The organism is Shewanella sp. AC34-MNA-CIBAN-0136 (assembly GCF_040309945.1).
In the GTDB taxonomy this organism is placed as follows: domain Bacteria; phylum Pseudomonadota; class Gammaproteobacteria; order Enterobacterales; family Shewanellaceae; genus Shewanella.
Genome location: NZ_JBEOPJ010000012.1, coordinates 128,830 through 152,692, shown reverse-complemented (window position 1 = coordinate 152,692; position 23,863 = coordinate 128,830). Strand labels below are relative to the sequence as shown.

The following is a 23,863-nucleotide window of genomic DNA, read 5'->3' as shown; positions in this document are numbered from 1 at the left end:
ATTTTTTGATTGCCAACATTCCGAAGAACAGAAGACAATTTCGAATAACTCAATACCTGTGAATGTCCACACAGATTTCTTGTTTAGATTGTTAAAGAACGTTGCTAACATGAACATCTTTCGATTTTTCATTCAGCGGCCGTTGACGCTAGGTCGTTGGCTTGGGGTGCGTATTCTACGCTTTCCCGGGTTGGCGTCAAGTGTTTTTTCAAACTTTCTTTTCGCCTTGAACTCAGTGTTTTGAAGCACTTAATTCAACCTGACTCAGTAACCGCTTGCGCTGTCTGCCGTGTCAGTGGATGCGCATTATAGGCACCACACGGTTTTGCGCAAGGCCTTTTTTAAAGCTTTTAGCAAAAAAGCAATCAACCGAATACTAATCAAACAACTCGGTACTAAAAACACACAACCGCGTTCGATTTTGCTCAATTAAGCTTCAGATAATACAAAGGAGTAGATTAACTAATATAAAACCGGATAAGAATTATAGTACATATTTAAGATTTAGATAAAAAAGATATGATTTAATGAATATGTTGGCGAGTCACAACGATTACCTCAGCTATCAATATAGTAGAGGAACTAACTACGTAAACTCTATTGTTAGATGCTATTGAAGAAAATCACTCTATAGTTAACTTTCATTTTTCTCGTTGGTAATATCAGTATTATTGATGTCATCGATGGTTGAGTGTTGTTGTGTCTCTGTTTTATTCAATTCATCGCCAACGATGTGGGCCACTTTTAACTTCTTAATCGCTTTAATCGTGATAACAGGTCCAGATAGTGCATATATGTAGAAACCAAGACAAAGAATGATGGCTGGTTCTACAGAAATAATAACGAACACACCTACGAGCAATAACATCACCACGAAATTTACTTTCCCTCGCCAATCGACTTCCTTAAAGGAGTGATAGCGAAAGTTACTGACCATGAGTAGTCCTGTTAATGCAGTAATCAATGCGGCAAGGTAATTTATATCGGTAGGGTCAAGCTCATATTTAGAACCGCTCCAAATACTTCCAGCGATTAAGGCTGCTGCAGCGGGACTAGCTAAACCTTGAAAATAACGTTTATCGGCAACACCAACTTGGGTATTGAAACGAGCTAATCTCAATGCTGCACAAGCACAGTAGATAAAAGCAGCTAACCAGCCTACTTTACCTAAATCTTGCAATGCCCAATTATAAGCAAGGATCGCTGGAGCCATGCCAAAAGAAACCATATCGGCCAAACTATCATATTCAGCCCCAAAATCACTTTGAGTATTGGTCAACCTTGCGACTCTGCCATCTAGTCCGTCACAAATCATAGCGATAAAGATAGCAATTGACGCTAACTCAAAATGACCGTTCATTGATGAAATGACAGCATAAAAACCAGAAAATAGCCCTGCGGTAGTAAATAAGTTAGGTAATAGGTAAATACCTTTATTTTTTACTGGGTGATTAGGTGAATTTTGCATACACTTTACACATTATCGTTTTAGTTGTTGGATTTATACTCAAAGATAGCATATTTTGAAATATCCAAGCATAACGTCAATTAGCTCTGGGAAACTCACATGGGAATTACGCGTTTAGTTTTTGGCTTAGCCACTTTTGCATTTAGTACATGTTTATTTGCCGCGACCATTTACACTTGGGTAGATGATGCTGGCGTTGTACATTACAGCCAACAACAGCCCCTAAATGTAGATGCAAGCAAGATTTATAGTGAGGATATGGAACCTGCTAAAATTGGCACTTACACACCACAAAAAAAAACCGCTGTTAACGTGGAATCTGAATTAGAACAATCAGCAAAAATCATTAATGAAAAAGACAAACAACAAGCCAAAGACATCTGTGAAAGTGCTAAGCACAGCCTTAGTGTATTGAACACTCACAGCAAATTAAATCAACAAGATAAAACTACTGGTGAAACTGTCTCAATGACAGAAGAACAGAGGCAAGCAGCTATTACTGAAAATACCGAACGGGTCAGGTTATTTTGTCAAAGTAAATAATAACAAAGGGAGCTAATGCTCCCTTTGTTCAAAAACGTCAGCTGATAATGCTAGATAACATTATTGATTGAAGGCTAGCTTGCCATCTTCTACTAGGACTTTAATCATTTTACCTGGCAATAATTGACCTCGCAGTAATTTTTGGGCTAAAGGATTCTCTACTTCTTGCTGCAATGCTCGTTTTAAGGGTCTTGCACCATAAACAGGATCGAATCCAGCTTCAGCAATTAATGATAAAGCCTCATCAGATAATTCAATATCGAACTCTTTCTCGATCAAACGTTTGCGCAATAATTCAAATTGAATACTGGCAATGTGTTTGATATTTTCGGCGTCTAAGGGATGGAATACCACAGACTCATCAATTCGATTTAAAAACTCTGGACGGAAGCTTTGCGTCACAACATTCATGACTCCAGCTTTCATATCTTCATAACTCGTATGACCAAAGCCCTCTTGGATAATATCAGAGCCAAGGTTAGAGGTCATGATGATGACAGTGTTTTTAAAATCAACCGTTCTGCCTTGACCATCAGTTAAACGGCCATCATCTAATACTTGCAGCAACACATTAAATACATCTGGATGAGCTTTCTCAACTTCGTCTAACAAGATAACTGAATAGGGCTTACGGCGAACCGCCTCAGTTAAGTAACCGCCTTCTTCATAACCCACATATCCGGGAGGGGCACCAACTAAACGTGAAACGGTGTGTTTTTCCATAAATTCAGACATGTCTATGCGCACAAGAGCTGATTCTGAATCAAACAAAAACTTAGCTAGCGATTTACACAGCTCAGTTTTACCCACACCTGTAGGCCCAAGGAACAAGAACGAACCTATTGGACGTTGTGGATCGGCAAGACCTGCCCGACTACGACGAATGGCATTAGATACTGCCTCTACAGCCTCATTTTGGCCAATTACACGCTCATGTAATGCATCTTCCATATGCAATAGTTTTTCACGCTCACCTTCGAGCATTTTTGAAACAGGGATACCGGTGGCTTTTGATAGTACTTCAGCAATCTCGACCTCAGTCACTTTATTACGTAACAGTGTCATATCTTGCATTTCTGCTTGCGATGCTAAATCTAGTTGCTTTTCGAGCTCAGGAATACGCCCATACTGTAATTCAGACATCCGCGTTAAGTCACCCGCACGACGAGCTACTTCTAAATCCATTCTCGCCTGTTCGAGATCGGCTTTAATATGTTGTGTGCCTGCTAATGCTGCTTTCTCGGTATGCCAAATCTCATTCATCTCAGAAGCTTTACTTTCGACATCCCTCAGTTCATGTTGTAAAAACTCAAGACGTTTACGACTGGCCTCGTCTGACTCTTTACTTAACGCTTGTTCTTCCAGCTTAAGCTGAATAGCGCGGCGTTCTAAGCGGTCAAGTACTTCTGGCTTAGAATCAATCTGCATTCTGATACTAGATGCCGCTTCATCGATTAAGTCGATAGCTTTGTCCGGCAATTTACGGTCTGAAATATAACGATGCGACATGGTTGCTGCTGCAACTATTGCAGGATCAGTTATTTCAACATGATGATGTAATTCGTAACGCTCTTTTAGACCACGTAAAATGGCAATGGTGTCTTCAACGCTCGGTTCATCAACAATTACTTTTTGAAAACGGCGTTCAAGTGCAGCATCTTTCTCAATATATTGACGATATTCATCAAGTGTTGTTGCGCCGACACAATGCAAATCACCACGTGCTAAAGCAGGCTTAAGCATATTACCAGCATCCATTGCGCCCTCGCCCTTACCTGCGCCGACCATGGTATGCAGCTCATCAATAAACAGAATGACCTGACCTTCCTCTTGGGATAGCTCATTCAATACTGCTTTCAAGCGTTCTTCAAACTCACCACGATATTTGGCTCCCGCAATTAACGAGCCCATGTCTAATGACAATACCCGTTTATTTTTAATCCCTTCAGGGACTTCACCATTAACAATACGCTGAGCTAAACCTTCAACAATGGCGGTTTTACCGACACCAGGTTCACCAATTAGTACCGGATTATTTTTAGTACGGCGTTGTAGCACTTGAATCGTGCGACGAATTTCCTCATCACGACCAATAACAGGGTCTAACTTACCTTGCTCTGCGCGCTCGGTTAAATCTACGGTAAATTTTTTCAATGCTTGGCGTTGATCTTCAGCATTGGGATCATCAACTTTCTGCCCGCCACGCATGTCTTCAATGGTTTTTTCCATTAACTCTTTGCTTGCACCAGAATCTTTTAATGCTTTGGCAAGGGGGTCATTATTTTCTAATGCAGCCAAGACAAACAATTCAGATGAAATGTATTTGTCTTTGCGCTTTTGCGCTAACTTATCGCATAGGTTTAGTAAACGAATTAACCCTTGTGATAACTGAACATCACCACCAGTACCTTCAACTTGTGGAAAACGCTCCAACTCTTGGCTCACCGCGGAACGAAGCGCGCTAACACGAATGCCTGCTTGCGTAAGTAAAGAATGGATAGAACCAGAATCTTGATTTAACAGCGCCATCATTAAATGAATAGGTTCAATAAATTGATGATCGCGTCCCAATGCTAATGATTGGGCATCAGAAATGGCAATTTGAAACTTATTAGTCATACGATCGAGTCTCATACAACCTCCTAGGATCTGATACATGTGGAATGGGAAATTAATTCAGAAATGAATAATTTGTTAACTTAAAGATGGGGGCATTTAATGTAAACTCAAGGTTAAAACTTAATCTGGATCAAAAAATTGTTGATTTTTTATACTTGAAAGTTGTTACCAATAATAACTTAAGATTTAAGCCAAATGAGAGAAGCCATTCGTCCCGTTTGCTTGTCACGACGATAAGAAAAGTAATCAGGTTCAGAAAAGGTACACACATCTGCGCTATAAGTTTGAGTAACGCCTGCTGCAGACAAACGCAACTTAGCTAAGCCGACTAAATCAGCTAAATATTTAGCATTATTCTGAACAAAATGAGTTGCAGCTTGCGGATTTTTATTGATAAAAGCATCACGAACTTCACTACCAACTTCAAATGCACAAGGACCTATTGCAGGCCCTAAGTATGCGATTAATGCTGACGGTGGAGAATGAAACATCGCCAATGCTTGCTCGATGATGCCCTCACACAAACCGCGCCACCCGGCATGAACTGCGGCAACTTCAGTGCCTTGTTGATTACATAATAATATTGGTAAGCAATCGGCCGTCATTACCGTACATACATGGCCAAACTGATTACTGTAACTACCATCAGCTAATGCTATCGCGCTACCTGGCATCAATGTTTGTACATCAACAACCTTAGTACCATGAACTTGCTCAAGCCAGATTGGCTCAGCAGGTAATGATAATTGCTGAGTTAATATTGCACGATTAGCGAATACATCTTGAGGCTTATCACCAACATGTAGCCCTAAATTTAAACTATCAAACGGGCTAACACTGACGCCACCAAAACGATTTGTCATCGCTATGGCAACGTTAACAGGTATTGGCCAATCGTGCTCAAGCATTATAAATACACTATCGGATTAATCTCAGTATCGACTCGTAGTGCTTTTGTCAGCTCAACCATGTCATCAGGGATCGGCGCATGCCAAGTCATGATTTCACAGGTAAATGGATGAGCAAGTTCTAAACGCACTGCATGTAAAGCTTGGCGCTTAAAGTTTTTGAGTAATTCAAAAAACTCTGGGCTCGCTGATTTAGGCGGACGAGGACGACCACCATAAACCGGATCGCCAACTAACTCATGACCAATATGCGCCATATGAACACGAATTTGGTGAGTACGACCAGATTCCAGACGCAAACGTAAACGCGTATGAGCTCGGAACTTTTCAGACACACGATAATGAGTCACCGATGGGCGACCACCATGGATAACGGCCATTTGAGTACGTCTAGTTGCGTGACGTTCAATAGGTTCATCAACCGTGCCACCTGCCGTCATAGTGCCTAATACAATCGCTTCATACTCGCGAACAATATCACGAGCCTGTAATGCGGCAACCAAATGCGTTTGTGCTTCAACTGTTTTAGCAACAACCATTAGCCCTGTAGTGTCTTTATCTAAACGATGAACAATACCTGCTCTTGGTACATGTTCAATATCTGGACAATGGTATAATAAAGCATTCATCAACGTACCGTCTGCATTACCAGCGCCAGGATGAACAACTAAACCAGCTTGCTTGTTAATGACAATAATATGGTCGTCTTCATAAATAATATTTAAGTCGATATTTTGCGCTTTAGCACTCACTTCTTCTTCAAGTGTTGCCGTTACTTCTATCAACTGAGACTCGAAAACCTTTTCCCGTGGCTTGTCGACTGTGATACCGTCAATAGTAATTGCACCAGATAGGATCCATTCCTTGATGCGTGTACGCGAGTAGTCAGGGAACAAACCAGCTAATGCTTGGTCTAATCTCAGACCGGTTTGTGTTGCTGTGATCTCGCTTTTTAGATTAATCTCTTGTGTCATAGGAACCGTACCCCAGTTTAGGGGTCCAAAGTGAATGTGCTATCTGTTACAATCGGATGTTTTCTATTTTACCGTGAAATGGAAAAATTCTTAACAACAACTTAAAAAGAATTGAATTCAAGTATGTATAAAATTGCCCAAGGTGCCGCCCTAGTATTACTTTCACTGGCTATAACAGCCTGTAGTAGCAGTCCAGAAGACGATGATGTTGCCAGTAAAGCATCACCTGATGTCCTGTACTCTCAAGCAAGAACGTCAATGGAATTAGGTAATTACTCTAAAGCCGTTCGTTCACTTGAAGCATTGGACTCTCGTTTTCCATTTGGTCCGCACAAAACTCAAGTTCAATTAGACTTGATTTATGCGTATTACAAAATGGATGATGCTGCCTCAGGAGTTGCCAATATTGATCGCTTTTTACGCCTCAATCCAACGCATCCTAATATAGATTACGTCTATTATATGCGTGGTTTAACCAATATGCAGGCAGATAATTACTTATTTCACGATTTAATGAATATTGATCGTACCGATCGTGATCCAAAAAATGCTCAAGATGCATTTAAAGATTTTGATCGATTGATTAAATCGTATCCAAATAGCAAGTATTCTGCTGATGCACAACAACGTATGCAGTTCTTAAAGAACCGTTTGGCTAAATATTCAATTCAAGTTGCAGAATATTATATCAAAATGAACGCATGGAGTGCAGCTGCTGTTCGTGCTCAATCAGTTATGGAGAAGTTTCCAGGAACACCTTCAACTGAACAGGCATTAGAAATTATGGCTAAAGCGTATGACGAATTAGGTCAGGAAAAATTACAGCAAAACGTTAAAACTGTAATGAAAGCAAACTTTCCAGCTAATGAAATATTATCTAACTAGTCATCATTCATACTCTACGACTGTTAATTATTGTTTCACATTAAACGCTCCTTGGAGCGTTTTTTATACCTGATTTATCTGCCTTGGCAATTTGAGTCTCTATATATTCAATATTTTTTACTTGTTATGGTAACCACACCAGTAAAAGAGGCACCATAACACCATTTACTCTAGTTACCATCATAGGAGTGAAGTATTTATTACACTATGGTACTTCGGCTGAATAACATTCGATACGCCCAAAATACATCCAAACAAATCGATTTTTGATATAAATATAAAAAACAGGTTGACTCAATGGGTCAAAATCCTTTAAATTGCGTCCGTCGCCCGAATAGCTCAGTCGGTAGAGCAGAGGATTGAAAATCCTCGTGTCCCTGGTTCGATTCCGGGTTCGGGCACCATATTTATATTGGTGGCGACAGCGACTAATAGAATAAAGTTATTTCTCGATACATGTTTTGCAGGTGTGGTGGAATTGGTAGACACGTCAGCTTCAGGTGCTGATGCTCGTAAGGGCGTGGAGGTTCAAGTCCTCTCACCTGTACCAAATAACTTTATCCGTTTTAACAAAAAGGCCTCGCATTGCGAGGCCTTTTTGTTTTTGTTGCCGGTATCACTTTGACGAGTGTTAAAGCCACATATTATTTAGCGGCTCAGGTAGCCTATCAACTGGATTACTCTACTGTATAGTTAATGTTCAGCTCGTTGGCTATAAAATCAGTTGAACGTTAACGCTACAATATCGCTATCTCGTTACGCTCTATCAAACAGTTTGTTCACTGACGAGTCTATCAACTCGCCAGAAAAATCTGCGACAACATAAAACAGCGATTACATCGGCTCAATATAATCCACCATTAACTGCACAGTTTGATTACCTCTAAACTCGTTCACATCAAGCTTATAGACCACACGAGCATGTTTAATGGTTGCATCAGGCCATATTGCTAAATCCACATTAAAAGCAATACCGTCTAACATCGCGTTGCCACATTCCGTTTCAAGTAATAATTTTAAGTGTTTTTCACCCACTATACGCTGCTGTATTACCTTGAATACACCATCAAATAGTGGTTCTTCAAACGACTGCCCCCATGGCCCTGCATTTCGTAATAAAAAGGCAGTATCAAGCGTCATTAACTGGCTCGATAACTCACCATCAGAGAGTAGCTCCCCCGTCAGCTGTTCATAATCTAATACTTCTCTTACCGCATCATCATAAGCTTGCTTAAACTGCTCAAACACATTTGCTTTTAACGATAGTCCTGCTGCCATAGCGTGACCACCAAACTTGGTTATCATTCCAGGAAAGCGACCATTAATGCGTTCGAGTAAATCTCGCATATGCAGGCCTTTAATCGAACGGGCAGAACCTTTTATTACACCATCACCCGCATCGGCAAAAGCAATAACCGGACGATGATAACGATCCTTAATCCGTGAGGCCAAAATACCAATAACACCTTGATGCCAATCATCCTGAAAAATGGCGATGCCCCACGGTAAATCAGCTTCATTGAGTGACACTTTCGATAAACTTTTTAATGCCTCTTGTTGCATGCCCGTTTCAAGTTCGCGGCGCTCTTGGTTTAATCCATCTAATTCCGCTGCCATTCTTCTGGCTAACATGATGTCTTCACACAGTAAGGTTTCAACCCCTAGCGCCATTTCATCTAAACGCCCAGCTGCATTGAGTCGAGGCCCTACCGCAAAACCAAAATCAGCAGCAACAATTTTTTCAGGACTCCGTTTCGCCACCTCAAGCAATGCAGTAATGCCAACACGACAGCGGCCACTTCTGACTCGCTGCAAACCAGCATTAACGAGAATACGGTTATTAGTGTCTAACGACACAACATCAGCGACAGTACCTAAAGCGACAATATCAAGCAATATGCCCAGATTAGGCTCAGTGATTTGCTGTTGTTGATACCAATTACGCTGCCTTAATTGCGCACGTAAAGCAGACATTAGATAAAACGCCACTCCAACACCGGCAATAGACTTACTGGCAAACTGACAACCGGGCTGATTTGGATTAACAATAACATCAGCATTGGGCAAAGTGCTGCCAGGTAAATGATGATCTGTCACGACAACAGTCATTCCTAACAATTTTGCAGCTGCCACCCCTTCAATTGAAGATATTCCATTATCAACGGTAATGAGTACATCAGCATTTTTAGTAAAAGCCACCGCAACAATTTCAGGGCTTAAGCCATAACCATAATCAAACCGATTAGGAATAAGGTAATCAACATGTTTTGCCCCCATCATTTTCAGCGCCAGCATACATACACTAGTCGACGTAGCACCATCAGCATCAAAATCCCCAACAATCAAAATTGATTGCTGCGCAGCAATAGCATCCGCAATAATCACGGCGGCTTCTGCTAGCCCTTTCATACTATCTGGGCGTAATAACTTACTTAGCATTAATTCGCAGTTATCTTCATTGACGCCACGGCGAGCATAGAGCTGTTTCAATAATGGCGATAAAGAAGCGGGTAAATGACTATCATCAACCTGAGGACGACGGACTATTTTATGAGACAAAAGGCAACCTTAAACGGGTAATTAGAGAATAGAGCATAACAAAAAGGTGAGCCTAAGCTCACCTTGATTTTACGTTTTTAGCACACACTTTACGACGTTGATTTACTAGTCTGATTTATAAATTCGATTCAATCGTACGTAATAAATCAGCCGGAGCTTGATAGCCAGGTACCATCACACCATTTTCTAAAATCAGTGCCGGTGTACCGTTAATCCCGAACGACATACCTAATTTATACTGGGCCGCAATATCAATATCACAACTTGCCGCTTTAACATTACCACCCGCTTTAGCTTCTGACATCGCTTTTAAAGGATCTTTAGCACACCATACCGCTTGCATCTCGTCTGCATTAGCAGAAGGAATACCTGCACGAGGATAAGCTAAATAACGAATAGTGATACCTAAATCATTATAGCCTTGCATTTGATTGTGTAGCTTGCGGCAATAACCACAGTCTACATCGGTAAATACCGTGACAACATGTTTCTCATTTTTCGCTTTGTAAACCAACATCTCATCTTCAAATGGCTTAAGTAACTCTATACGAGGTCCAGCCAATGCAGCCTCGGTTAAGTTTTTCATGCCTTTATCCATGTCATACAAATTGCCATGAATGAGTTTTGTGCCATCTTTGGTGACGTATAATACACCGCGGTCTGTTAGTGCTTGATATAAACCGTCGATTGGAGATTGTTGAATGAGCATCACGTTGACACCCAAGGTTTCAGTGAGTTTTTGCTTTAACGCTGATTCATTGGACACATCGGTCGCAGGTGCCGCTGACACAATAGGGGCAATAATAAGGCTGGCAACAAGGGCGAATGCTTTAGTTAACTTCATGGTAATTCCTATATTACACGGGTTCATAATCAATAGACCCGACTTCGTAAGCAAAACTTACAGATTTAATTTCGCTAGCGCAACAAATACTCATAATCTTAAATGTAAGGATTTGAAACCTACACAGATACAAATCACACTAAGCTAACCGCGTGGATGATGTTGGCTATGCAGTTGCTGTAAGCGCACTTTAGCAACATGTGTATAAATTTGAGTGGTCGATAAATCACTGTGACCGAGTAATAATTGTACCACACGCAAATCCGCGCCATGGTTAAGTAAATGGGTAGCAAAAGCATGGCGTAACGTATGTGGTGATAAATGACATTGAATACCCGCCCTGGCCGCATACAATTTAATCCGATGCCAAAAGGTTTGTCTGGTCATCATTTGCCCACGACGTGAGGGAAACAATACATCTGACTGCTTCATACTTAATAGCTCGGCACGAGCAAACTTGATGTACTGCTCAACAGCTGTAATGGCCAGCTCACCTAAAGGGACCAAACGCTCTTTGCCTCCTTTACCCATCACCCTCACCAAACCTTGGCGTAAACTAATTTGCTCCATCGTTAAACTCACCAATTCGGTTACCCGCAGCCCTGTAGCATACAACAGCTCTAACATGGCTTTATCTCGGTACTCGATAGGATCATCAATATTTGGCTCTGATAATAAATTATCTATTTGCGCCTCAGACAATGTATCTGGTAATTGACGAACTAACTTGGGCGACTTGATTAATGCTGTAGGGTCTTGGCTTATTTTCTGTTTAACTAATAAGTAAGCATAAAAACGTCGTAAACTACTGAGAAGTCTCGCTGTGCTACTTTTAGCAAATTGTTTATCAAAACGTTCAGCAAGATAGTCACGCAGTAAGGCCTGGTCAACTTGCAGCAAATCCTTACCTTTGGTCAAAACATAACGTTCAGCATTTTGTAAATCTGTACGATAAGATACCAAGGTATTATCACTTAGCCCGTTAGTTGACCACAAGTCATCAAGAAACTGGTTAATTAAGGGATCGGGTTGATAAGCAGGTTTGGCCAAAGCGGTATCCAATAAATAATAAAAAACGACGTTAGATAATCTATCATAACGTCGTTATATTGATCTGTTAATTATGATCTATTTAACAATTAAGCATCCGCTTTTTGAGCCTGATTTTGAGGTAAAAACAAACACACAATTGCTGTTAACGCAGTAGGTAGCAACCAAGCCATCCCCTCTGCATGCAGTGGCATAAAGTCAAGGAAGCTCATGTCCATGCCTGCCGTTTGTAACCCATCAAAGATACCGAAAAACAGTGCAACACTCAGCACGACTCGATGCGAAAAAGCAGGTCTAGCAAAGCGTTCTGTCAAAAAGGTTACCAATACCAATGCTATCGCAACGGGATAAATAGTCATTAACACAGGAATACTGATGCTTATTAATTGCGATAAACCTACGTTAGCGACAGTGGCACATATCACACTTAATAAAACCACTAGTAACTGGTACGATAATTTTGGCATTAATTCATTGAAGAATTCAGAGCAGGCTGTAACTAAGCCAACGGCCGTCGTTAAGCAAGCAAGCGTTACAACCGTTGACAGCATTAAGGTACCAATATTACCAAAATGATGAGTCACATAGTTTGTTAAAATTTGGCCGCCATTGTCTGCACCAATAGCAAAATCGCCTGCTGAAGCACCAAGATAAAACAACGACACATACACAAACGCTAAACCACCAGCAGCAATAAATGCTGCACGAACTAAATACTTAGTTTGATCGGCGGCATCGTTTACGCCTTTTTTGCGTAACAAATCGATGATTAACATACCAAACATCAATGATGCCAAGGTATCCATGGTGTTATAACCTTCAATAATTCCTTTGGTTAATGGACTATTAATATATTCACCGACCGGAAGGTTCACCTCTGCGCCAGGAAGAATAATCACTGAACTGGCTAACCCCACCAAGAGTAAAATCAATACTGGCGTAAGTATTTTACCTACGCTATCGAGTAATTTTCCTGGAAATAAAGATAAAAACATCACAATGGAGAAAAACACTAAAGTATAAATAAGTTGCGCAATACTAAACTCTTTGCCGCCAAGCATCATTAACGCATCAGGATTACTAATAAAAGGTCTAGCGCCAATTTCGAACGCCACCAACGCAGTACGTGGGGCCGCAAATGCTGGGCCAATGATAATATAAATCGCAATGGCTAATGCTGTGGCAGCAAACGCAGGTAATAGCGCCATCACTTTACCGTTAGCTTTCGCAACGGCAATTAACCCTATCAGTGGCATACCCACTGCGGTAATTAAGAAACCGAACATCGCAAAAGACATATTCTCGCCAGCAAGCATGCCAGCAAAAGGTGGGAAAATTAAGTTACCCGCACCTAAAAAAAACGCAAAGGTCATAAACCCTAACCCTAGCGTATCAGTCACACTCATTTTAGTTGTTTGCACTACTAGCCTCGTTTTATTGTTATGTTTTTTAACAAACCTAATTGATTACGCCATAATTAGCTACTGCTGAGCTGAACGAACAATAAATTGTAAAGTTAAAAATACACTTAGAAAATAGTAAACTTTGTTAAGAGAGTAACGAAAATGACTCGCTAGCTCAGTATTCAGCATGACATCCCTGTCAAATAGCCTTAATTAGACTTTTTACTCGATTTTACGAGTAAAAAAGCGCGCAAACTAATATCAAATATCGCCTTAATACTCAAGCACCAGCCCCCTAAACAATTAAAAAAAACTATTTAGTTACGATTTATGGCAAGACTTGTGTACATATCCACCACATCTATGATTTTAAAGTTAATTTTTCGTAACAAAAAGTCAACGGTACAGGTCAGAGGGAATTAACACGCGACAGTAAAAATCAAAGCGGTTATGATCTTATTCGAGTAGTTCATACAATCGAAAGAGTAATCAATTATCTATGTCTTTTACGTTTAAGCAATTTCATATCGATGATCAACAGTGTGGTATGGCCGTCAGTACTGATGCAGTTTTACTCGGTGCTTGGGCTGAGCTAACTCAATCAAGGCATATTCTGGATATTGGTGCAGGAAGCGGTTTGCTCAGTTTAATGGCAGCACAACGTAGTCCTCGCCACACGAGTATTATTGCAGTAGAAATAGACAATGCAGCCGCGAAGGCTTGCCAATTTAATATTAAACAAAGCCCTTGGTCAGAGACGGTGCAACTCTTTCACGGTGCTATTCAAGACTTTCAACAACTGCACAAAAAGAATGATGAGCCATTATTCGACCATATTATTTGTAATCCACCCTACTTTGAACAGGGCACACAAGCCAAAAATAGCGCACGAGCTGACGCCAGGCACACTAATACCTTGCCCTTTGCCGAATTGCAGAGCGTGATTAGCCAATTACTTGCTCCGCAAGGCACGGCAAGTGTTATTTTGCCACTGCAAAGTTTAGCCAGTTTTACTCAACAACTTAACACTTATGGTCTATTCGTTGCTAAGCAGCTTGATATCATTAGCATTGAAGGAAAGGTAGCTAACCGATCAATATTGGCAATCCAGCACTACCCAACAACAACGGAGCCACAAACACTCACTCATCCTGCTGTTGAAACTCAGTATCATCAAATGACGATCCGCGACAAACAAGAGCGATATAGCGAAACGATGATAGATTTATGCCGCCCATTCTACTTAAAGCTTTAGCCTGCTCAATAGGTCAGCTATAATACTCAACTATTTTTCAGCGAGACCAGCGCATGCAATTTGAAGATTTCCAGCTCGACCCTAGCTTATTAGAGTCACTCAAGGCCATGGGACACAACACCCCTACCACCATTCAGCAGCAAACTATTCCATTGGCCATGGATCAGCGGGATATTTTAGCGCGTGCGCCAACTGGCACCGGTAAGACGGCCAGTTTTTTACTGCCTGCTTTACAGCACCTTATTGACTTCCCTCGTCGTTTTGAAGGCCAAGCACGTATTTTGGTGCTAACGCCAACGCGTGAATTAGCCAGTCAAATTCATCGTTATGCAAGTCATTTAGCCACTGGGCTTGAGCTTAATATCGTCATTATTACTGGTGGTGTTCCATATGGCCCACAAGAAGAAGCACTTGCAGACAATGTTGATTTATTAATCGCCACCCCAGGTCGATTAATGGAATACCTAGATAAAGACAAATTTGACGCCACTGAAGTTGAAATTTTAATTATTGATGAAGCTGACCGCATGCTTGATATGGGTTTCTCATCAGTAGTGCAATCAATTGCCATTGAAGCTCAAGGCCGCAAACAGAACATGCTGTTTTCTGCCACGCTTGAAGGTAATGGGGTTAACCGTTTCGCTCGCGACTTATTAACCGATCCCGTAATGGTCGATGTTGAAGCGCCACGCAGTGAAAAAGCTAAAGTACACCAGTGGGTTCACTTGGCCGACGATCAAGCACATAAATTTGCATTGTTATGCCATATTCTTCAACAAGAAAATGTTACGCGCACCATTGTGTTTGTTAAAACTCGCGAAATGGTCGCCAGCCTTGAAGGCTTATTACTAAAAGCCAATATCCCATGTGCATTTATGCGCGGCGATATGGAACAGAAAAAACGTTTCCAAGCATTGGGTCGTTTTTCTAAAGGCGAAGTTAATGTGCTTTTGGCGACAGATGTTGCAGCTCGAGGAATCGATGTTGATGACATTACTCATGTGATTAACTTTGACATGCCACGTTCTGCTGACGCCTATGTTCATCGAATTGGCCGTACCGCTCGCGCTGGCGCAAAAGGAACCGCAATATCACTAGTTGAAGCGCACGATATGCGTATTGTGTCTAAAATTGAACGATACATTGAGATCCCACTGAAACGTCGTGTGATTGAAGAACTTCGTCCTAAACACAAAGAAGCTAAAGTGCCTGGTAAGAAAAAAGCCAATGCAAAAGATGCTCGAGTTAAATCGAAAAAATATAAGAAAAAGTAACTTTTAGGCAGCTTTTTTGCAGTGTCCTAAAACACATTGACCAACTAGTATTAAAGCGAATTACCCAGTGATTCGCTTTTTTTATCCCTAAAGCGCTATATATCATCATTAACTAGACCGAATACCGCCACAAAGTGTCAAGATATGTCAATTTATGCACAAAAAACACCCACCAACAAAATAGACTCTAAACCATTAATGGCTATGGATTAATACTTTCATACTGTATTTTATTCTTGCTAAAACATATCAAAAAAACCAACTTATTAAGCGTTAATCGTAGAATCATAAAAAACACAATTTTTTGAAACATTTTATTTACATCAGGCTATTTAGATAAACGTCATACTCTGTTAATTTAGATGCAATGAGTAATAAAATGAATCTGAATGAACATGTTAGCCAACGAAGTTAACTGTCTTTAGCATTATTTCAGCATGGATACGCAAAAGAAATGATAAAAATCATACTAAGAAGATTGTCACCACTCTTGATCATTATTGTATTTGTTGGGCTAGCCCTGGCACTTATTAGCACCCAAGAGACACCCGAGCAAAAAGATGAAGCCATCAGTGTACCGATAATTGATGTGCAAACCGTTACGCCGCAAACCTTATCGCTTAACTTACCCTCCTATGGTGTGGTTAACCCTAAATATAAAACTCAACTTGTCACCGAAGTTCAAGGGCGCATGCTAAGTATTTCAGCCAATTTTGTTGCCGGTGGCGTAGTTAAAAAAGGCGAGCAACTAGCCATTATCGAACCATCTGATTACGAAGCTGACCTTATTCAGGCCGAAGCGACTGTCGCACAGGCCACTGCAGCATTAAATGAAGAGAAAGCCCGCGGTGTTGTGGCTAAAATTGAATTTAAAGATTTTGGTAAAGGCTTACCGCCAGAACTTGGGTTACGTATCCCACAACTGAAAAAAGAACAAGCCAACGTCAAGTATGCAGAAGCGGCATTAGCCCGTGCACAACGTAACTTAGCCCGCACCGTTATTCGCGCACCATTTGACGGCATCATTAAGGCCCGCAATGTCGACTTAGGCCAATATGTCACGTTAGGCACAAATTTAGGTGAACTATACGACACCAGTATCGCCGAAATCAGATTGCCGTTAGCAAATGAAGATCTCGCTTATTTAGAGTCGGTCGATAATCCTGAAACAGCAGTCACACTCACAGCATTGCTGGCGGGTAAACAAGTCTCTTGGCAAGGCAATATAGTGCGCAGCGAAAATGTCATCGACGAACAAACTCGCATGGTCTATTTGGTAGCAGAAATTCATGATCCCTATTTGCGTAACAACAAAACCGAAGGCCAACTACCTTTAAAATATGGCAGTTTTGTTAATGCCGTGATCACAGGTCGAACCGTTAATGATGTGGTAAAACTGCCTCGCCATGTAGTACGAAATGGTCAGGTTGCTGTAGTAAGTGCCGACAATATTATCGAAATACGCCCAGTGAATATTATTCGTTCAGACGTTGACTCCATTTATATTCAAGGCAGTTTCAAAGCGAATGAGCGCGTATCAACCACTAGCATCAACAGCTTAAACTCTGGACAAGCCATTAAAGTTCTTGGTGAAGAAACCAAAACTGAACCAGTCGATACTGACACCCAAGCCGCTACGACTGCAGGTGAATAATAATGGATACTAATAAAGGAATTATCGCCTGGTTTGCTCGCAACAGTGTCGCCGCCAACTTACTGATGGCAGCCTTGCTTATTGGCGGTTTGTTTAGTGCTGTGCTTATTAATAAAGAAATTTTTCCAACGTTTGAATTAAATCTCATCAATATCAATGTGGCCTATCCTGGCGCTGCGCCACAAGAAATTGAAGAAGGGATTAATATAAAAATAGAAGAAGCTATTCAAGATATTAGCGGCATTAAAAAAGTGACGTCTGTTGCCAGTGATAGTGTTGGCTCGGTGACGATTGAAGTCGAAGACGGCTACGAAGTGCAGCAAGTACTAGATGAAGCAAAACTGCGTATTGATGCCATTGCGACCTTCCCTGATAACATCGAAAAACCCAACATTTATCAAATAAAGCCAGAAAACAATGTCATTTGGGTGTCTGTATATGGCGACATGACGCTACATGACATGAAAGAAATGGCTAAAGCGATCAGAGACGACATCACCGATTTACCTGCCGTCACTCGTGCAAAAGTCACTGGTGTTCGAGACTATGAAATTGGCATTGAACTGTCTGAAGACAAGTTACGCGAATATGGCATTACATTTACTCAAGTCGCTTTAGCGGTACAAAACTCATCGATTGATTTACCCGGCGGTTCTATTCGGGCCCAAGACGGTGACATCTTACTGCGTACTAAAGGCCAAGCTTATACTGCTGATGACTTTGCCCAAATTGTGGTAGAGACTCGCGCAGATGGCAGCCGAATTATGTTACCGCAAGTCGCTACCATTAATGATGATTTTGAAGAGCGTTTAGAGTACACCCGTTTTAACGGTAAACCTGCTGCCGTCATTGAAATTACCAGTATTGATGATCAAAATGCGTTAGATATTTCATCTCAAGTTAAAGCCTACGTTGCTGAACGTAAAAAAAGCTTACCAAGCAATATTAAACTTGATACCTGGGGTGATTTAACTCACTACTTGCAAGGTCGTTTAAACATGATGTTGTCGAACATGTTTTATGGCGCCCTGCTGGTGTTTATTATTCTGGCTTTGTTCTTAGACCTTAAACTCGCTTTTTGGGTAATGATGGGCTTACCGGTGTGCTTTTTGGGCACCATGTTATTAATGCCAATTGAACCGTTTAACATGTCGATTAACATGTTGACCTTATTCGCGTTTATTCTGGTGCTGGGGATAGTCGTCGACGATGCCATTGTCATCGGCGAAAGTGCCTATACCGAATTAGAAGAAAACGGCCACTCGTTGGATAACGTCGTAAAAGGTGTGCAAAAAGTAGCCATGCCCGCCACGTTTGGGGTACTCACCACTATTGCGGCCTTTATCCCGATGATTATGGTGTCTGGGCCCATGGGGATTATTTGGAAATCCATCGGTATGGTGGTGATTTTGTGTTTAGCGTTTTCGCTGATCGAATCAAAACTGATTCTACCTGCGCATTTGGCCCACATGAAAATCAAAAAACGCACTACACCGACTAACATTTTCTCGCGCTTTAAATTTGCCCTTAATGAATGGTTACAACACTTTATTCATAATACCTATCGTCACTTTTTAGAACGTTGTATTACGCGACGATATAGCGTGGTGGCGGTGTTTATTGGGGTACTAATTTTGTCGCTTGCATTAGTGCAAAGTGGCAAAGTACGCTGGGTTTTCTTCCCTGATATTCCATCAGATTTTATTCAAGTCCAGCTTGAAATGGAAGAAGGTAGCTCTGAGCAGAACACCCTAAAAGTACTGCAACAAGTTGAGGATGCGTTATATAAGATGAACGCCAAGCTTGAAGAGCAATACGGTTACCCAATGGTAAAACACAGCTATATCGAACTTAGTTCACGCAGCAGTGCGTTTGTGTTTACTGAACTGACTAAAGGCGAAGACCGTGAAATCGACGGCGTCGCAATTGCGGAAGAGTGGCGTAATCAATTACCTGAGTTATTGTCAGTTAAAAAGCTTAACATCAATGCCAGTACCAACGATGCCGGTGGCGATTTATCGTTTCGCTTAACCGCAACCGACTTAGACCAGTTATCTGAGGCCGCTAAGGTACTTAAAGCAAAACTAGCCACTTACGAAGGCGTGTATGATATTACCGATAACTTCTCATCGGGTTCACACGAGATCCGCTTAAACATTCGTCCAGAAGCCGAAGCGCAAGGATTAACACTGTCAGATTTAGCTCGCCAAGTCCGTTACGGCTTTTATGGTTATGAAGCCCAACGTATTTTACGTAATAAAGAAGAAGTGAAAGTCATGGTACGTTACCCACTTGAGCAGCGCCGCACTGTGGGCGATCTTGAAAACATGCTTATCCGCACCCCGTCAGGCGCAGCGGTACCGTTTTCAACGGTAGCCAATATCGAACTGGGTGAGTCATATGCATCGATCACCCGAGTTGATGGTCGCCGAGCAATTACCATTAGTGCCAATGTGAATAAAAACAATGTTGAGCCATCTAAAGTGGTCGCCGAAATTCAGGAAGACTTTTTACCTGAACTCACCGCGCGCTTCCCAAAAGTGGCTTCAGCTTTAGATGGTGGCAGTTTAGATGAGCAAAATGCCATGCTGGGTTTAGCCCAAGGCTTCTTTTTTGCCATGTTCACCATTTATGCTTTAATGGCTATCCCTTTAAAATCGTACACACAACCGTTAATCATTATGTCGGTGATTCCGTTTGGCATGATTGGCGCCTTGTTTGGCCACTATATTCTTGGTTTATCCATGAGCGTGTTAAGTTTGTGCGGAATTGTGGCGTTAGCGGGGGTTGTGGTAAATGACTCGTTGATTTTGGTCGACTTTGTTAACCGCGCTCGCGAAGAGGGCAAATCGATAATGCAATCGGCTATCGATTCTGGTTGTTACCGTTTTAGAGCCATTATATTAACCTCGCTCACCACTTTTGTTGGCTTAGTGCCGATTATTATGGAAAAAAGCTTACAGGCTAAAATTGTAATCCCAATGGCTACATCGCTCGCATTTGGTATTTTATTTTCGACCGTAGTGACGTTAATTTTGGTGCCAATTTTGTACATCATTTTGGATGATATAAAACGCTTGTGGCAACGATTTTTTATTTGGTGGTGGCAACCTAAACCTGCTGAAAGTGAATTCAGATCTGACGAGCACCATTAATTGAATTAATCCCAATTGTTAACAAAAAACAGAGCTAACTCAGCTCTGTTTTTTTTGCAGTAAAATCTGCGAGCTGAGCAACATAGTCACCATTAAAATTCAGCTAAAATGACCGCTATAATCTCTATGAAAGAAAGCCTGACATGAGCGACACAACTTTACCGATACCCACCTCACCTATACCAACGTTAGTTTACGATATCGGCAAGCACCGTTATCTCAACATTACCGCCAGGTGCACTTTAAGATGCCAATTTTGCCCCAAACATAATGGCTCAAATCAAGTACACGACTATGACTTATCACTCACCCGACGTATTACTGCTGAGGACCTTTTGCCCTTGTTAGGCGATGTTCATGAGGTTGAAGAATATGTCTTTTGCGGCTTTGGTGAACCAACTCTAAACCTTGACTGCTTACTGCAAGTTGCTCATGCAATAAAAGCACAAGGCGGTAAAGTACGCCTAAACACTGATGGCCTGGGTAATCACTTTCATCGACGCAATATTTTGCCAGAGCTCAGTCAATGCATCGACAGTTTGTCTATTTCGCTTAACGCCGATACACCTGAAAGCTACCAACAGCATTGCCGCCCTAAGCTTGCCAATTCGTACACTGCATTACTGGATTTTATTAAGCTTGCACCTCATTACATCCCTCTCGTTCAAGTAAGTGCCATTAACGGACTCGCAAATGTCAACATTGACCGCTGCCGCGATATCGCACAACAAAATGGCGTAGTATTTAAATAACGAGAACTTGATAACATTGGTTAAACAAATAGCGCCTAATCGCAGCTAGACGTTTTCGCCACTGCCGGCTTCATGCTAGTATTGCCACCAAGAGAATGCTAAAAAAGTGGCACCATGTCTAAACACAAAGCAGTGAGTTCTTCAAACTCGTTATTAATTTCTTCACAGGCAACTCATTGGTCGCAACAGCATATTCTTTCGCTGCTAAGCCAATTGATTATTTTATTAATAGCAGTGTTTATTGTCACTAGTATGGTGGTCAATTTAGGCGAGCGTCGCCTACAAGAAGATTGGGCAGACCAACGCTATAGTGAATTACAAACTGTCGCGTCCTTAGCGTCTGACAAAGTGTCATTTTTGCAGTTTAGAACCCAAATCATCGCCAAAGGTGAGTTACTGCGCCAATATCTGCAAAACCCATCAGAAAAGCTGCAATTAAAAACCATCGAAAACTGGGATTCATTAACTAACAATATTCCAGAACTGCTTGGGTTGGCATTGTTTAACCCTCAAGGACAACTCCAGTTTTCCACCACCGGTAGTTTCAATAACATGCAACTTCCCGCGGCATTATTAGGCTCGGGCAGAAATATGGGCGGCGACGACATTTACACTTCACCCATGGCATTTACTCCCATTGATGGCATCTTAGAGCCCTATTTTTATCAGTTATCATGGATAGAAAATCCAGACCAAAGTATCAAAGGGTATTTAGTCACTTACAATTCGATCGTTAAATTACTTGAAACTATAAAACCGGCTTTTTTTAATCAAAATTCACCATTGCTCATGCTGGATACTCAAGGCTTCCTCTATGCAGGAGCCAACCAACCTGCACCACTAGACAATATGCCCGATGCACTTGGAGCAAGTTTAAAGCAGTCTTACCCAGAATTGTGGCGAGTGATGGCCATGAATAACTTTGGCCAGTTTCACAGCCATGATGCCACTTTCGTGTATTTAAAAGTCGAGTTAACCAGTCAATATGAGACTAAAAGAGAATACTTTTTATTGTCTTATATTCGCCATGACGACATTGCCACTCGTTATGCACAATGGCGAATTGTAGTCATTATCGCTGGATGTCTCATCGCACTGTTAGCCAGTTTATTGATTATACTAAGACATCGATTTGTACTCGAGCGACGCGCAAAGCAAAATAGCGTTCAATTGAGCAACGGTTTGTTTAACAGCGAATTAAGCTGCTTAATCGTTAATGATAACGGTCGAATCCAGAGCATTAATGCCAAAGCAGCTGCGGCATTATCTTTGCCAGTTGACGCTCTTAAAGACCGCAGTTTACAACGAGTGTTACACCTTGATGATGATCGCTTCAATCACATTAAAGAGACGTTAATTGAGAATAAGCAATGGCATGGTGAGATCAGTTTAGAAACGCTTAATAGTAGTATGTTGCAAACCCATATTCGCAGTAAAAAATGCCCTAACAGTAATGAGCATTATTGGTTAGTGACATTTGAAGACATTACCGCATTATTTGAAAGCCAGCGCCAAGCCTATCTCTATCAATTAATGAGTAGCGGAGCGGTTGCTACGGCACTCACCGATGCAAATGGATTAATAGTAAAATGTAATAACCAATTTGATAACCTGATGTCTTTACACGGAGACACCAATATTTCGATCACTGAATTACTCGGCGATGAGTTGAAAAATCAATGGCAAAATATTAGTGCACAAATTAGCTTGCAAGGAGAGTGGACTGCGCAAATTATGCCATTTAACCACAGTCGTTATGAGCATTGTTTAAAAACGACGCTAGCAGGCCAGCTGACATTTGAAGGTGATATTGAATACCTTATTTGCACATTTGAACAGACAACCCCAACGGTGTCGGCCCAAAGTAGTAGCAACGTCATTGGCCATAGAAGTGCCATAGTGTTACGTTTAAATGAGCTAGAAAATTATTTTTTCAAACTTAGCGAGCTCACTAAAGAACATTCAAGCTTACTGGTAATGGACATTAACCCAGAAGGGATTTTCAGTAACATGGGTAACATGAGCCAGCTTGAAAAGCGCCAAAAAGACATTGAGCTACAATTATTGATTGAGTTACCGCTTAATTACCAAATAGCACAATGGCAGCTCGGAAAGCTCGTTATCTTACTGACCGAAACAAATGCAAACTCTGCACATCAATATGCGATTAATATGCTTCAAAGTCTTGAAGAAAAGAATTTAGGTGAAGGGATTAACATTGGTATCGCCAGCTATTTGCAGCCACAAAGTTTGGATACATACCTTGCTAACGCTGAAATAGCCTTAAAAAGAGCTAAACAATCTGTTGACCAGAACATTTGCCAAGCCTTTACTCGTCCTACGAATAAACAAAGTAGCACTTAAAGTAACAATTAAAGTAATAACCGCCGTAAAATTGATAGATTAAATCACCTGACGCAGTATTGTGTAACGTCAGGTGATATTCAATTTGCACGGTTGTTTAATGAATGGATAATGCCCATTCATTGGGCTACTCGATGAACATCAACATACTATTAT

At 41.2% G+C, this 23,863-nt stretch carries 16 protein-coding genes and 2 tRNA genes; 10 read left to right on the top strand and 8 right to left on the bottom strand.

The genetic code is table 11. The features are described 5' to 3' along the window. Nucleotides 1-634: 634 nt before the first annotated feature. A complete protein-coding gene (pssA, locus tag AAEY94_RS13585) occupies nt 635-1,468 on the bottom strand; it encodes a CDP-diacylglycerol--serine O-phosphatidyltransferase (RefSeq protein WP_350979042.1) in 834 nt (277 codons plus the stop codon). 99 nt (nt 1,469-1,567) lie between these two features. Here pssA and AAEY94_RS13580 point away from each other — a divergent pair, with 99 nt between their 5' ends. Continuing rightward, nucleotides 1,568-2,011 (top strand): DUF4124 domain-containing protein, encoded by a 444-nt coding sequence (locus AAEY94_RS13580; RefSeq protein ID WP_350979041.1) that lies wholly within the window; start codon nt 1,568-1,570, stop codon nt 2,009-2,011. 60 nt (nt 2,012-2,071) lie between these two features. On the opposite strand, the gene clpB is transcribed toward AAEY94_RS13580, so the two are convergent. The 3 genes from clpB to rluD form a co-directional block, all read right to left on the bottom strand. After that, a complete protein-coding gene (gene clpB, locus AAEY94_RS13575; RefSeq protein WP_350979040.1) occupies nt 2,072-4,645 on the bottom strand; it encodes an ATP-dependent chaperone ClpB in 2,574 nt (857 codons plus the stop codon). A 164-nt stretch (nt 4,646-4,809) separates the two neighbouring features. Next, nucleotides 4,810-5,538, bottom strand: coding sequence for a peptidoglycan editing factor PgeF (gene pgeF / locus AAEY94_RS13570; RefSeq protein ID WP_162023794.1), 729 nt, complete (start codon nt 5,536-5,538; stop codon nt 4,810-4,812). After that, nucleotides 5,538-6,512 carry a 23S rRNA pseudouridine(1911/1915/1917) synthase RluD gene (rluD, locus tag AAEY94_RS13565; protein ID WP_162023795.1) on the bottom strand — a complete coding sequence of 325 codons (975 nt, stop codon included), beginning with the start codon at nt 6,510-6,512 and terminating at the stop codon, nt 5,538-5,540. The genes pgeF and rluD overlap by 1 nt, the downstream gene beginning before the upstream one ends. Before the next feature lie 123 nt (nt 6,513-6,635). Between rluD and AAEY94_RS13560 the strand changes: the two genes are divergently transcribed. From AAEY94_RS13560 to AAEY94_RS13550, 3 genes are all read left to right on the top strand, one after another. Beyond that, nucleotides 6,636-7,397, top strand: coding sequence for an outer membrane protein assembly factor BamD (locus AAEY94_RS13560; protein ID WP_162023796.1), 762 nt, complete (start codon nt 6,636-6,638; stop codon nt 7,395-7,397). Between the two features lie 328 nt (nt 7,398-7,725). Next, a tRNA-Phe gene (locus AAEY94_RS13555) sits at nt 7,726-7,801 on the top strand. 59 nt (nt 7,802-7,860) lie between these two features. Next, a tRNA-Leu gene (locus tag AAEY94_RS13550) sits at nt 7,861-7,947 on the top strand. A gap of 284 nt (nt 7,948-8,231) precedes the next feature. Here AAEY94_RS13550 and recJ read toward each other — a convergent pair. From recJ to brnQ, 4 genes are all read right to left on the bottom strand, one after another. Beyond that, nucleotides 8,232-9,956 (bottom strand): single-stranded-DNA-specific exonuclease RecJ, encoded by a 1,725-nt coding sequence (gene recJ, locus AAEY94_RS13545; protein WP_162023797.1) that lies wholly within the window; start codon nt 9,954-9,956, stop codon nt 8,232-8,234. Between the two features lie 115 nt (nt 9,957-10,071). After that, nucleotides 10,072-10,800: a bifunctional protein-disulfide isomerase/oxidoreductase DsbC gene (dsbC, locus tag AAEY94_RS13540; protein ID WP_101085342.1), complete on the bottom strand. Its 729-nt coding sequence runs from the start codon at nt 10,798-10,800 to the stop codon at nt 10,072-10,074. A 144-nt stretch (nt 10,801-10,944) separates the two neighbouring features. Beyond that, entirely contained in the window at nt 10,945-11,850 is a 906-nt protein-coding gene (gene xerD / locus AAEY94_RS13535; RefSeq protein WP_101085341.1) for a site-specific tyrosine recombinase XerD, read from the bottom strand. A gap of 89 nt (nt 11,851-11,939) precedes the next feature. Further along, the gene (gene brnQ / locus AAEY94_RS13530; RefSeq protein WP_101085340.1) at nt 11,940-13,271 is read right to left on the bottom strand and encodes a branched-chain amino acid transport system II carrier protein; all 1,332 of its coding nucleotides are present in this window, start codon (nt 13,269-13,271) and stop codon (nt 11,940-11,942) included. A gap of 481 nt (nt 13,272-13,752) precedes the next feature. Between brnQ and AAEY94_RS13525 the strand changes: the two genes are divergently transcribed. From AAEY94_RS13525 to AAEY94_RS13500, 6 genes are all read left to right on the top strand, one after another. After that, nucleotides 13,753-14,508 carry a tRNA1(Val) (adenine(37)-N6)-methyltransferase gene (locus AAEY94_RS13525; RefSeq protein WP_101085339.1) on the top strand — a complete coding sequence of 252 codons (756 nt, stop codon included), beginning with the start codon at nt 13,753-13,755 and terminating at the stop codon, nt 14,506-14,508. A 53-nt stretch (nt 14,509-14,561) separates the two neighbouring features. Further along, a complete protein-coding gene (gene srmB / locus AAEY94_RS13520) occupies nt 14,562-15,782 on the top strand; it encodes an ATP-dependent RNA helicase SrmB (protein WP_101085338.1) in 1,221 nt (406 codons plus the stop codon). A 454-nt stretch (nt 15,783-16,236) separates the two neighbouring features. Beyond that, nucleotides 16,237-17,436, top strand: a complete 1,200-nt coding sequence (locus tag AAEY94_RS13515) for an efflux RND transporter periplasmic adaptor subunit (protein ID WP_101085337.1) — start codon at nt 16,237-16,239, stop codon at nt 17,434-17,436. Between the two features lie 2 nt (nt 17,437-17,438). Continuing rightward, nucleotides 17,439-20,591, top strand: coding sequence for an efflux RND transporter permease subunit (locus AAEY94_RS13510; protein ID WP_350979039.1), 3,153 nt, complete (start codon nt 17,439-17,441; stop codon nt 20,589-20,591). A 143-nt stretch (nt 20,592-20,734) separates the two neighbouring features. Next, nucleotides 20,735-21,343, top strand: coding sequence for a TatD family nuclease-associated radical SAM protein (locus tag AAEY94_RS13505; RefSeq protein WP_350979038.1), 609 nt, complete (start codon nt 20,735-20,737; stop codon nt 21,341-21,343). A gap of 114 nt (nt 21,344-21,457) precedes the next feature. Further along, nucleotides 21,458-23,707 carry a PAS domain-containing protein gene (locus AAEY94_RS13500; protein ID WP_350979037.1) on the top strand — a complete coding sequence of 750 codons (2,250 nt, stop codon included), beginning with the start codon at nt 21,458-21,460 and terminating at the stop codon, nt 23,705-23,707. Nucleotides 23,708-23,863 lie beyond the last annotated feature (156 nt).